14 protein-coding genes are annotated in these 11,490 nt (G+C 31.8%); 2 read left to right on the top strand and 12 right to left on the bottom strand.

All coding sequences use genetic code 11. From position 1 onward, the window contains the following. Positions 1-60: 60 nt before the first annotated feature. The 11 genes from MARIT_RS13480 to MARIT_RS13430 all read right to left on the bottom strand — a co-directional run bounded on the left by MARIT_RS13480 (position 61) and on the right by MARIT_RS13430 (position 9,880). A complete protein-coding gene (locus tag MARIT_RS13480; RefSeq protein ID WP_024740947.1) occupies positions 61-339 on the bottom strand; it encodes a hypothetical protein in 279 nt (92 codons plus the stop codon). Positions 340-389: 50 nt separating this feature from the next. Then, the gene (locus MARIT_RS13475; RefSeq protein ID WP_024740946.1) at positions 390-1,139 is read right to left on the bottom strand and encodes an SH3 domain-containing protein; all 750 of its coding nucleotides are present in this window, start codon (positions 1,137-1,139) and stop codon (positions 390-392) included. A gap of 1 nt (position 1,140) precedes the next feature. After that, on the bottom strand, positions 1,141-2,904 hold the full coding sequence (locus MARIT_RS13470) for a BatD family protein (protein WP_100211780.1): 1,764 nt from the start codon (positions 2,902-2,904) through the stop codon (positions 1,141-1,143). Positions 2,905-2,953: 49 nt separating this feature from the next. Further along, positions 2,954-3,769, bottom strand: a complete 816-nt coding sequence (locus MARIT_RS13465; protein ID WP_231975155.1) for a tetratricopeptide repeat protein — start codon at positions 3,767-3,769, stop codon at positions 2,954-2,956. Continuing rightward, positions 3,753-4,793, bottom strand: a complete 1,041-nt coding sequence (locus MARIT_RS13460) for a VWA domain-containing protein (protein ID WP_024740943.1) — start codon at positions 4,791-4,793, stop codon at positions 3,753-3,755. The genes MARIT_RS13465 and MARIT_RS13460 overlap by 17 nt, the downstream gene beginning before the upstream one ends. Next, positions 4,794-5,801 (bottom strand): vWA domain-containing protein, encoded by a 1,008-nt coding sequence (locus MARIT_RS13455; protein WP_100211779.1) that lies wholly within the window; start codon positions 5,799-5,801, stop codon positions 4,794-4,796. It lies immediately after the preceding gene. Continuing rightward, positions 5,788-6,705 carry a hypothetical protein gene (locus tag MARIT_RS13450; RefSeq protein ID WP_024740941.1) on the bottom strand — a complete coding sequence of 306 codons (918 nt, stop codon included), beginning with the start codon at positions 6,703-6,705 and terminating at the stop codon, positions 5,788-5,790. Before MARIT_RS13450 ends, MARIT_RS13455 begins: the two co-directional genes overlap by 14 nt. Positions 6,706-6,746: 41 nt before the next feature. Next, positions 6,747-7,613 (bottom strand): DUF58 domain-containing protein, encoded by an 867-nt coding sequence (locus tag MARIT_RS13445; protein ID WP_024740940.1) that lies wholly within the window; start codon positions 7,611-7,613, stop codon positions 6,747-6,749. Between the two features lie 3 nt (positions 7,614-7,616). Then, complete coding sequence (locus MARIT_RS13440) at positions 7,617-7,946, bottom strand: hypothetical protein (protein WP_100211778.1); 330 nt, start codon at positions 7,944-7,946, stop codon at positions 7,617-7,619. 57 nt (positions 7,947-8,003) lie between these two features. Continuing rightward, positions 8,004-8,993: an AAA family ATPase gene (locus tag MARIT_RS13435; RefSeq protein WP_100211777.1), complete on the bottom strand. Its 990-nt coding sequence runs from the start codon at positions 8,991-8,993 to the stop codon at positions 8,004-8,006. 122 nt (positions 8,994-9,115) lie between these two features. Then, on the bottom strand, positions 9,116-9,880 hold the full coding sequence (locus MARIT_RS13430) for a UDP-2,3-diacylglucosamine diphosphatase (RefSeq protein WP_162288617.1): 765 nt from the start codon (positions 9,878-9,880) through the stop codon (positions 9,116-9,118). A 62-nt stretch (positions 9,881-9,942) separates the two neighbouring features. Between MARIT_RS13430 and MARIT_RS13425 the strand changes: the two genes are divergently transcribed. After that, complete coding sequence (locus MARIT_RS13425; protein WP_100211776.1) at positions 9,943-10,500, top strand: MOSC domain-containing protein; 558 nt, start codon at positions 9,943-9,945, stop codon at positions 10,498-10,500. Beyond that, positions 10,493-10,951: a nucleoside deaminase gene (locus tag MARIT_RS13420; RefSeq protein WP_038025475.1), complete on the top strand. Its 459-nt coding sequence runs from the start codon at positions 10,493-10,495 to the stop codon at positions 10,949-10,951. The genes MARIT_RS13425 and MARIT_RS13420 overlap by 8 nt, the downstream gene beginning before the upstream one ends. Here the strand turns inward: MARIT_RS13420 and MARIT_RS13415 are convergent. Next, complete coding sequence (locus MARIT_RS13415; protein WP_024740935.1) at positions 10,948-11,433, bottom strand: methylated-DNA--[protein]-cysteine S-methyltransferase; 486 nt, start codon at positions 11,431-11,433, stop codon at positions 10,948-10,950. The two genes, MARIT_RS13420 and MARIT_RS13415, sit on opposite strands and share 4 nt — an antisense overlap. Positions 11,434-11,490: the final 57 nt, after the last annotated feature.

The following is an 11,490-nucleotide window of genomic DNA, read 5'->3' as shown; positions in this document are numbered from 1 at the left end:
TTTATAGTTAAATGAGAGAAATGTATGATAATAATAATAGGTTTTGATTTAGGGGAATATCTACACTACCTGAGGAGGAGGAGGGGTGAATTCAAAATGAAAATCTCGATAGTTTTTTACAATTGAAAAATGGTTTTTCAAAGGGATATCAGATTTATAAAAAAGAGGTAATGTAACCATTTGATAGATTTGTTGGTTTTCATCAAACTCCTTTTTGTCATTTTCATTTTCGAAATCGTCTAAATCAGTTTCACAGCAGACACTGGTTTCGTGAGTACAGTTATTAAAGCAGGTAATATTATCAGAAATTAAAATACCTACCTTTAGTGATAAAAACACTAGAAGTAGGTATTTAAAAATGATATGTTTCAATGGTGTAATCAACGGTATTATAATTCTTTTAAATCATTGGTGGTTATCCACCCAATTTTTCCATCAGCTAATTTAATCTTTTTCCAGTTATCAACACTATCAAGAACATTTACTTTTGTGCCTTCATGTAAGGTAAAAACATCATTTGAGTTTAACGTGGGAGCATTTTTAATAGCTACCTTTTCACTGTAAATGATGGCTTCTTTATTACTTTTGAAAAAATTATACTGATTGTAGCTAATTGCTAGTGTAATTGTTAATAGTAATAAACTGGTCATAGAAGTCGTGAAAAAAAGCCTTTTCTTACTTGATTGTTGTGCAAAAAAGAAGAAAAAGAAAAGCAAAGATGTCAAGATAGAGAAAAGCACTGAAAAAATAGCCCATTGGTCATAGGTTAGTTTTTGTAAATAATTTTTATTAAATCTTTGGAAGAAAGATTTAGGAAGCCGTTCTATTTTATCTAATGTTAAGCGTTTGGCAAAAGCCAAATTGTTTAAAGCATCTTCATTTAAAGGATCTAGTTGTAATGCTTTTTCGTAGTTATAAATAGTAGGTGCTACTTTATTAAGTTTGTAATAGCAGTTTCCTAGGTTATAGTATAAAGCAGAAGAAATTTCTTTTTGGCTTTCTATTTTTTTATAGAGATCAATAGCTTCTTCATAATTTCCTTGCTTATATAAAATATTAGCATCGTTAAATAGCTCATTACTACTTTGAGCAAGAAGAGTCTGTGAGATGATACATAAAAAGAAAAATAGTTTTTTCATATTATAATTGCTTATCCAATTTGGTAATTATTTGTTTTGCTTTTTCGTATTCTTCTTCCATTTCAACATTGGTTATAGGGGTATATCTAGCAAAGTCACAATCTTTTAAAACTTCGATAAATTGGGTGATTGTATTGGTTTTAACCTTTTTGCTTTCTAAAATAGTTGTAATTTTTTCTCTAGAAATATCCGAGGTTTCTATGCCTAATTTGGCTTTTAGGTAATTGTGAAGAGCACGTTCCAAAGATTCATAGAAAGCTTCTTTTTTTCCTAATTGTTTTTGAGCTTCAGATAAATATTTCTTAGCTAGTTTATCAGCTTTTTTAGCTTTGTTACTATTGATATCTCCAGCTATTTCTTCTTTTTTCTTCGCAATAAATATTCCTATAGGAATAGAGATTAACGGTAATATTAGCAATGCGTAAAATAAATTAGATTTGAAAAAAGGAGTTGTTTTTATCGGTGTAAAATTACTGGTTGTTTGTATGTACCTGAAGTTTTTACCTGTGCTAGATACAGTTTCTTTTATAACGGTATTTTTATCAGAGTTAGAGGGTAATTTTTTACCTTCTAACACCTCAATATAGAGGTCTTCACTGCTAATTGTTTGGTACTGTTCTTCTTTAGGGTTGAAATAAGAAAAGGAAAGTTTAGGTATTTTATATTTTCCTTGGTATTCAGGTACAATGGTATATTGGTCATACACACTTCCTTTTAAGCCTGTAGAAGTAATTTGCACTTTTTCTTTTCTTTCAGGTTGATATACTTCTAATGCTTTAGGAGTTTCAATTTTAGGTAATTCAAATAATTTTAAATTACCTTTTCCATGAATGTTTACTTTAATTTGTGCCGACTCATTTGCTTTTAATGTGTGCTTATTGGCTGTAACTTCAAATGAAAATTCGCCCACTGCCCCAGCAAACCCTTCCGGTTTATTTTGCAATGGGAGGGCTTTGACATTGATTGTTTTTTTGGCAGAGGAAAATTCTTTCCGAACCTGTTTTGTGATAGGGTTTCCAAAGAAATCTCCGCGCCCAGTGGGTACTGCTACCACAATGTCCATTTTCATTGGATCAATAGTTAGTTTTCCTGATTTTGTTGGAATCAATAAAGCTTTATGTAATACTGCATATCGATAAGATTCTCCGTTATAAGTCCCTTTTTTAACAGGAGTCCCATTTCTTTTAATCTCTTGGTTCCAAAAGCCATTGTATTGAGGTGATTCCGTAATGGCATTATCATAAATCCCTACATTTTTACTAAAATATAAGCGATACTCTACATAAATACCTTCTCCTACGTATGGAGCTCTTTTTGAAATTTCTGCTACTAGATGGATGTTTTGTTGAGCAACATATTCGGGGTCATTAGGGTCTTTAGGAAGCTCAACTGCATCAAGCACAATAATTTTTATGTGTTTAGATGTAATTGTTTTACCATCTATATCAATACTAGCGGGAGGAATATTAAGTTCTCCCTTTCTTTTAGGCTGAATAATATAAGTATAAGACTGAGAAAAACTTACTTTTCCGTTAATCCAAGATTGGCTTACAGACTGGCTTGGCCCTCCAACAACTTTAAAATTTTGGAAATTTGGAGCTGTAAAATTATCAGCTCCTTGTTTGTTAATAGCAAACTCTACTCGTAATCGTTGGTTTAACCCTAATTTGTTTTTACTAACAGTAGCTGTTAATTGAGCATCTTGCGCTTGTATAGATAAAGTAAGTAGGCTTATAAATAAGCATATGTAAAATTTCAACGTCATATTGGCTTTCAAAGTTTGTGAAAATAATTAGATTTAAGAAAAGTCAAAACTACCAATCTTTCTCTTGTTTGATTTTTTTACCTTTTGATTTTTTAACATTCATTTTTTTCTGGGTCTTTTTCTCTTCATTATTAAGACTTTCTAGCAATTGCTTTACTTGTTCTGGAGACATTTTTCCCTGTTGAGGTTTTTGTTGCTGTTCGTCTTTCTTATTTTTCTGATTCTCTTTTTGCTGGTCATCTTTTTTGTCTTGGTTTTGTTGATCTTTATCTTTTCCTCCTTTTTGCTGGTCTTTTTTATCTTTCTGCTCCTCTTTTTGCTGGTTGTCTTTTTTATTTTTATCTTGTTTATCCTGCTGATCTTTGTTCTTGTTTTTATTTTTTTGATTTTCTTTTTTCAAAGATTTTTGGGCAACAGCTAAGTTATAGCGGGTTTCGTCATCATTTGGATTATTTCGTAATGCATTTTTATAAGCATCTACTGCTTCTTGATACTTTTTTTGCTCTAGCATCGCATTTCCAATATTATGATAAGCCTCTGCTTTTGTGAATTTATCTTTGGCTGTTTTAGCAGTTAGTTCAAATTGAGGAATGGCTTCTTTGTAGTTTTTTTCTTGGTAAAAAGCATTTCCGAGGTTATAACTAGCTTTATCATATTTGCTGTTTTTTCCTAGTGCCTTTTTATAAGCAACGGAAGCATCTGTGTATTTCTGTAAATTGTAGAGTTTGTTACCCTCTCGAAGCAATGCTCTAGATTCACGTTGTAGTTGAAGCGTATCTTGCTGTGCATTTATCGTTGCAGCGGCAAAAAATAAACATAGTAATAGTATTTTTTGTAGCACTTTCATATTATTTATTTTCTTCATTAAACAAATCTACTTTTTTAAGCCATTTAGTTTTCTTATCAAAAAGAAAAATATCTAAGATTAAAAACAGCAAACCAAAACCAACAAACCATTGGAATTGATCTTTATAATCAGAAAACTGTGTTGTTTCAAATTCACTCTTTTGGGCGTTAGCAATAATGTTCTCAATGGTATTTACGGGCTTGTTTGTTTTGTTTCCATCAATATAACTTCCGTTAGAAGCATCCGCGATTGCCTGTAAAACTTCGGGTTTACGTTGAGTGATTACTGTTTCTCCCTTTCTATTTTTTTTATAACCAATTAAAGCCCCATTTAATTTAATCGGTATTGGGGCTCCTTTCTCGGTACCAATACCAATGGTATATACCTTAACCCCATCATTAGATAAGTTTTGAGCAATTTGTTTGGTTTCTTCTTGATGATCTTCTCCATCAGAGATCATAATTAAAAACCGATTGGTTTGCTCATCGTTGTTGTAATATGTTTTGGCAAGATTTAAAGCTTCCGTTATAGCTGTTCCTTGACTTGAAACCATATCAGGATTAGCATTTTGCAAAAACATTTTAGCAGACGCATGATCGGTAGTAATAGGGAGCAAAGGATACGCATTTCCTGCGTAAATGATGATACCTACACGGTCACTTCCTAGTTTATCTATGATTTTAGAAATAATTTGTTTCGCTTTCTCTAATCGAGTAGGAGCAACATCTTCAGCAAGCATACTTTTAGAAACATCCAAAGCAAAAACGACATCAACTCCCTCGCGTTTTACTGTTTTTAATTTTGTTCCCATTTTGGGATTTATAAGTGAAATAATCAGAAAGGAAAGTCCGAGTAAAAAAACAACGAGCTTTAATATGGGTTTAAAAGTAGAGGCATCTGGAGCTAATTTGGCTAATAATTCAGGAGCCGCAAACTTTTTCTGAATACTTTTTTTCCACCATAAAACCAATAGGAAAACAACAACTACTACTGGTATAATTGTGAAAAGGTAAAAATATATTGGTTCTTCTAATTTGTACATTTATATAAAGCTTCTAAAAAGGGTGTTTTTTAATAAAAATTCAATCAATAATAATAAGCCAGCTAACATTACTAGGAAGCGGTATTTTTCTTGATAGTTATAGTATTTAAATTCTTCTATTTTTGTTTTTTCCAATTTGTCAATCTCGTTGTAAATAGCCTCCAATTTACTATTGTTAGTGGCTCTAAAGTATTTTCCTTGGGTTTCTTTAGCAATGTGCTTTAGCAAGTTTTCATCAATTTCTACTTGCTGATTTCTAAAAGATAATTTACCTGTTCTAGGATCTTTTGCCCAAGGAAAAGGAGCCATTCCATTTGTACCTATCCCAATAGTATATACTTTAATATCTAGTTCCTTAGCAAGTTCTGTTGCCGTTTTAGGATCAATGAATCCAGCGTTGTTTACCCCATCTGTTAATAAGATAATAACTTTGCTTTTTGCTTTACTACCTTTTAATCTATTTACAGCAGAGCCCAAGCCCATTCCAATAGCAGTTCCTCCTTCTAGCTGTCCCCATTTAATTTCTGATATTGTTCTTTTTACGATAGATTTATCACTTGTAATAGGAGTTTGTGTAAAACTTTCTCCTGCATAAACAACAACTCCAATTCTATCATTGGGGCGACGGTTTACAAAATTATTGGCAACTTTTTTTAACGCTTCTAAACGATTTGGTTTTAAATCTTTGGCAAGCATACTCGCAGAAACATCTATAGCCATAACAATGTCAATTCCTCTGTTACTTTTTGTCTTTTTACTTACAGCCACGTTTCTAGGGCGTGCTAAAGCCACAATCAGCAAACTTAAAGCAAGTAATCGTAGCAAATATAAAAGAGGTTTTAGCTTTGGTAAGATTGCATTAGCGGGAGTAAAGCCTTTAATACTAGGAACCGTTAAGGTAGCAGTGTCTTTTTTACGAGTAAAGAAAAACCAAGTCCCTAATAAAGGAATTAGTATTAATAACCATAAAAACTCTGGACTATAAAATTCAAAATTATTCCACTTCATCTTCTACTACAATAGGTTTAGGTTTTAAATAATTTACAATATTTTCTGCATTTTTTCGATCATCTTCAATTTCATGAGCTAGCGGTTTTGATTTTGCAAACTTCACTAAGTCAGCTTCTTGTAGTAATTTTTTGAGCTTTTGGATGGTTTCTTCAGTTGTTTCAATTGATTTAGTTGTATTAAAATCTATTAAAACATTAATTAGCTCATCAGTAGTACTTTCTAAAGCAGGTATTTTAAGTTCTCTTTCAATATAAGCCCTAACGATTTCTGTTAACTCACTATAATATCTTTTAACTTTATTATTTTGCCATAAAAGTTTTTGATCTAGTTGATGCAGTTTTTGGATAGCTTCTTCATAAGGAGGGATACTCGGTTCAATAACGATTTCTTCAGCACCTTTTTTCTTTTTGATAATGAAATAGTATAAAATACCTCCAATGCAAATAATAGCAAAAATAAGCCACCATAAATATTGCTGAAAGTCAATAAACTCATAAGGTTCTCCCTTGATACCTTTTATAGGGAATTTTTTAATTTTAGTAGTATCAATAGGTATGGTTGCTATATTAATTAATAGAGAATCGGTTAAGTATGCTTGGTTCTTAACAAATACTTGTTGTTGAGGAATATAAAAAGCACCGCTGTCAAATCCTGTTAAAATATACTTTTTGATAAGACTATTTTTGATGGTATCTGTTTTACTTTCAGAAACAACTTCTAGTCCTTTTAAGTTTTCTAATTTAGGAAGAATTACATGCTTCGTTTTGTCAACAGAAATTTGATATAAAAATTGTTCTCCTATTCGGATGTTTGTAGTATCAATTTTAGCTTTTATTATTGGGGTTTGTGAAAAACCCATGCTAGTGATTAATAAGAATATGTATATTATTTGTTTTTTCATTTTTTACTGCTAGGTTAATTGGAGTTGTAATGGATAGGGTTTTATCCTTTATGCTTGAAATAGCCTAATAGTTTTTTTACATAACTTTCATCAACGCGAATATTAATTGTACCAGCACCACTTCGTTTAAAATTTTTCGTAAAATAATCAGCCAATCTTAAAGCATTGGCTTTGTACTGATTTCGAGTTGTTTTTGAAGCGGTATTTACCAAACGGATGTTGTTAGTTTCAGCATCTAGCATCGGAATCATTCCCATATTAGGGATTTCTTCATCATGCTTATCATAAATTCTAATGCCAGTTAAATCGTGTTTACTTCCGATAATTTTTAAATTACGCTCATAATTATCATCTATGAAATCAGAGAGCATAAAAACAATAGCCCTTTTCCTCATAACATTAGACAAGAATTTTAAAGCCATACCAATATCCGTTTTCTTGCTTTTAGGAGAAAACTCTATTAACTCACGGATAATTCGTAATACATGACTTTTTCCTTTTTTAGGAGGAATATACAATTCAATAGTATCAGAAAATAAAATAAGCCCGACTTTATCGTTGTTTTGAATAGCAGAAAAAGCCAATGTCGCTGCAATTTCAGTAATGGTGTCTTTTTTGAATTGATTCGTTGTTCCAAAGAATTCAGAACCAGAAATATCAACCATTAACATCATCGTTAACTCTCGCTCTTCTTCAAAAACTTTGATATAAGGTTCATTGTATCTGGCAGTGACATTCCAGTCAATAGCTCGGATATCATCTCCATATTGATATTGACGAACTTCCGAAAAGGTCATACCACGGCCTTTAAATGTAGAATGGTATTCTCCTCCAAAAATATGATTAGACAAACGACGTGTCTTAATCTCAATTTTACGAACTTTCTTAAGTAATTCTTTAGTCTCCATTGTTTAGTTTAACCATGCTTCTGGCAATGGTGGTAATACTAATTCTTTAGTTTCTATTGTTTTTTTTAAAGCAATAATAGGTGGTTTTTCAATAGATAGTTTTACATCATTCTTTTTAGCAATGTTTTTAATAACTTCTTGTATTGTTTTTTGTGGACATAAAACCAATCCGTTCATAATAATATTAGATTCTGTTTTTAAATCAAAACAGTTTACATGAAAAGCTGGTTTTCCGTTTTTATAAACAATCCATTCTGCGCTTTTTCTTTTTGGGATTTTAACAATTTCCTTGGTTCCTATTAACGTTTTATAAGTTATTAATTGATAATTCATTGTTAGGGGGTTAGTTGAAGGACTTTTTTTTCTTTTTACTATTGGAGTCTTTAATTGCTAAGGAACTTCAATCTCATTAATAATGGAATTGATAATATCAATTGAAGAAATGTTCTCAGCTTCAGCTTCATAAGTAATGCCTATTCTATGTCGAAGTACGTCGTTTACAACAGCTCTTACGTCTTCAGGAATTACATACCCTCTGCGTTTGATAAAAGCGTAACATTTTGCTGCTTTTGCTAAAGCGATGCTTCCACGAGGAGAAGATCCAAAACTAATTAAAGGACGTAATTGTGATAAATTATATTTTTCAGGATAACGAGTGGCAAAAATGATATCAAGGATGTATTTTTCTATTTTCTCATCCATATATACTTCATTTGCAGCCTTACGAGCCTTTATTATTTGCTCCATAGAAACTACAGGATTTACCTTTGAATAACTGCCACTTAAGTTTTGACGCATGATAATTTGCTCATCAGCTAAATTCGGATAGTCAATAACTGTTTTTAACATAAAACGATCCATTTGAGCTTCTGGTAGTGGGTACGTCCCTTCTTGTTCAACAGGGTTTTGAGTAGCCATTACTAAGAAAGGTTCATCTAGTTTAAAAGTAGTATCACCAATAGTAGTTTGGCGTTCTTGCATAGCCTCTAATAAAGCTGATTGGACTTTAGCAGGGGCACGATTTATTTCATCTGCTAACACGAAATTTGCAAAAATAGGTCCTTTTTTAATAGAAAAATCATTCTCTTTTACGTTATAAATCATGGTACCTATAACATCAGCAGGTAATAAATCTGGGGTAAATTGAATTCTACTAAAGCTACCTTGAACAGCTTTTGAAAGGGTATTAATGGCTAAGGTTTTTGCCAAACCAGGTACTCCTTCTAACAAAATATGCCCGTTTCCTAATAATCCGATGAGTAAGCGTTCTATCATATACTTTTGTCCAATAATAACCTTGTTCATTTCGGTTGTTAATAAATCAACAAAAGCACTTTCTCTTTCTATTTTTTCATTAATTGCTCTTACGTCTACATCCATAATGTTCTATATCTATTACGTATTTATTTTTTTAAGAATAACAAAGCTACAATAATAATAAATTTTTTATTGTTAAAACTAGGTTAAAGAAGCTTATGTTTTCAGGTTTTAGAGGTTGATAATCAGTTGAATTTTGTCAAATTCATATTGTTTTCATCGAAAGAAGCATAGGTGAAATAATTCACCCAATCTCCTAAATTAACATAGGTGCTGTTGTTTTTTAGAGCTATCTCTAGAGGTAAATGACGATGGCCAAACACAAAATAATCATAGTGTTTGCTTTCTAGTTTTCTTTTGCAATATTGTACTAGCCATTCTTTTTCATTTCCCAAAAATTTAGCATCTTCATCACCTGAAATTAGCTTGTTTTTTACAGACATATATTGGCCTATTCTAACTCCAATATCAGGATGTAACCATCTAAACATCCATTTGAAAAGAGGAAAAGTAAAAACCTTTTTCATTCTTTTATATCCCTTGTCATGAGGTCCTAGTCCATCTCCATGCCCAATTAAAAAGACTTTATTGTTTATAAAGAATTCTTGTGGTTTATGATATACAGGAATGTTCAATTCTTTTTGAAAGTAATCATGCATCCATAAATCGTGATTTCCAACAAAGAAATGAATAGCTATTCCACTATCTCTAATTTCTGCGAGTTTTCCAAGAACTCTTACGAATCCCTTAGGAACTACCGTTTTATATTCAAACCAGAAGTCAAATAAATCGCCTAAAATAAAAATAGCTTCCGCATCTTTTTTAACAAGGTCAAGCCATTCAACAAATTTTTTTTCTCTAGGAAAACTAGCTTCACTGGTAGGAGCACCTAAATGCTGATCGGAAGCAAAATATACTTTTTTATTATTGGAGGTGTTAATTAATTTCAAATCAAAATTTTGAGCAAAAATAGCTATTTTATTTGGCTAACTTTGCAAAAATATACTTTAGAATGAAAATCGTTTCAACAAATATCGGAAAGAAAAAGGAAATTAACTGGAAAGGAAAAATAGTAACGACGGGTATTTTTAAGTATCCTGTGGAAATTCCCATTTTTTTAGATGCTGAAAATGTTCTTGAAGATGATGTTGTAGATAGGGTACATCATGGAGGAATAGAACAGGCTGTTTATGGATATTCTTTGAAGCATTATAATTATTTTAAAGAATTGTATCCTGATTTAGATTGGAGTTTAGGAATGTTTGGGGAAAATTTGACTATTGATGATTTGGATGAAACAATGATTCATATAGGAGCTATTTATAAGGTAGGAGGAGCAATTTTAGAGGTTACTAAACCCCGCCAACCTTGCATGAAATTAGGGGTCAGATTTGGTGATATGAAAATCGTAAAGCAATTTTGGAATACAACAAGAAGCGGCTTGTATTTTAAAGTCATTCAAAGCGGTTTTGTTAAGAGCAATGACGTTTTTGAGCAACTTAAAAAATGTAAGAATAATCCGACTATAGTAGAAAAATATATAGAAAAAAGAATTTCGAAAAATGGATAAAAGAATAATTCCTTTTGATGATAATTATTTTATGAGAAGAGCACTGAAAGAAGCTGAGGTGGCCTTTCATAAAGGGGAAGTTCCAGTAGGTGCTGTCATTGTTTTTGAAGATAAAATTATAGCGAGAGCTCATAATCTTACAGAAACTTTAAATGATGTTACTGCACATGCCGAGATGCAGGCTTTTACTGCTGCTGCTGATTTTTTAGGGGGGAAATACTTGAAAAAATGTACGTTATATGTTACCTTGGAACCTTGTCAAATGTGTGCAGGGGCTAGTTATTGGACACAAGTGGGTAAAATTGTGTATGGAGCAAGTGAACCTAAATTAGGGTATCGTATTTTAGGCACAAAGTTGCATCCTAAAACCAAGGTTGTGAAAGGGGTGCTGGAAGAGGAATGTAGTTTTTTATTAAAAAAGTTTTTTATTGAAAAGCGGAATTTAAATTAAAAGAGTGCTTGTTGTTTTACGGGGTTTTCATGTGCTAATAGCCATTTTTTGCGCCAAATACCTCCAGCATATCCTGTTAAAGAACCATCGGATCCAATTACACGGTGGCAAGGAATGATAATCCAAATAGGATTTTTACCATTTGCAGAAGCTACAGCTCTAATAGCTTTTATATCTCCTAAAGATTTTGCTTGTTCTAAATAACTTTTTGTTTTGTTGTAAGGAATATTCAGTAGCTCTTTCCATACTCTTTGTTGAAAGGAGGTGCCTTGAGGGTTAAGTTTTAGGTTAAATTGAATTCGCTTTCCTTTAAAATATTCATCCAATTGCGTAACGCATTCTTGGAGCTCATATGCAATTTCCTTAGGTGTTGTTTTGAATGTGTTAGGAATGGCGTCTAAAACGGAAACAGTTTGTATGCCGTCTTTATTGCCAGTAATTTTAGCAAACCCAATAGGGGTTTTATAGTATGTGGTTTGAATTTCCAAGAAATGAACTAGTTGTTTTTTTCTTGTAGAAAGATAGTGTTTTTTTAATAA

The sequence above is a fragment of the Tenacibaculum maritimum NCIMB 2154 genome (genome assembly GCF_900119795.1).
In the GTDB taxonomy this organism is placed as follows: domain Bacteria; phylum Bacteroidota; class Bacteroidia; order Flavobacteriales; family Flavobacteriaceae; genus Polaribacter; species Polaribacter maritimus.
This window is presented reverse-complemented; position numbering and strand designations above follow the sequence as displayed.

What these genes read in the sequence shown, in the direction of transcription:
- MARIT_RS13450 (WP_024740941.1), bottom strand. Translation starts at nt 6,705, where the DNA reads ATGAAAAAACAAATAATATACATATTCTTATTAATCACTAGCATGGGT.
- MARIT_RS13445 (WP_024740940.1), bottom strand. Translation starts at nt 7,613, where the DNA reads ATGGAGACTAAAGAATTACTTAAGAAAGTTCGTAAAATTGAGATTAAG.
- MARIT_RS13460 (WP_024740943.1), bottom strand. Translation starts at nt 4,793, where the DNA reads ATGTACAAATTAGAAGAACCAATATATTTTTACCTTTTCACAATTATA.
- MARIT_RS13440 (WP_100211778.1), bottom strand. Translation starts at nt 7,946, where the DNA reads ATGAATTATCAATTAATAACTTATAAAACGTTAATAGGAACCAAGGAA.
- MARIT_RS13435 (WP_100211777.1), bottom strand. Translation starts at nt 8,993, where the DNA reads ATGGATGTAGACGTAAGAGCAATTAATGAAAAAATAGAAAGAGAAAGT.
- MARIT_RS13465 (WP_231975155.1), bottom strand. Translation starts at nt 3,769, where the DNA reads ATGAAGAAAATAAATAATATGAAAGTGCTACAAAAAATACTATTACTA.
- MARIT_RS13455 (WP_100211779.1), bottom strand. Translation starts at nt 5,801, where the DNA reads ATGAAGTGGAATAATTTTGAATTTTATAGTCCAGAGTTTTTATGGTTA.
- MARIT_RS13420 (WP_038025475.1), top strand. Translation starts at nt 10,493, where the DNA reads ATGGATAAAAGAATAATTCCTTTTGATGATAATTATTTTATGAGAAGA.
- MARIT_RS13470 (WP_100211780.1), bottom strand. Translation starts at nt 2,904, where the DNA reads ATGACGTTGAAATTTTACATATGCTTATTTATAAGCCTACTTACTTTA.
- MARIT_RS13425 (WP_100211776.1), top strand. Translation starts at nt 9,943, where the DNA reads ATGAAAATCGTTTCAACAAATATCGGAAAGAAAAAGGAAATTAACTGG.
- MARIT_RS13475 (WP_024740946.1), bottom strand. Translation starts at nt 1,139, where the DNA reads ATGAAAAAACTATTTTTCTTTTTATGTATCATCTCACAGACTCTTCTT.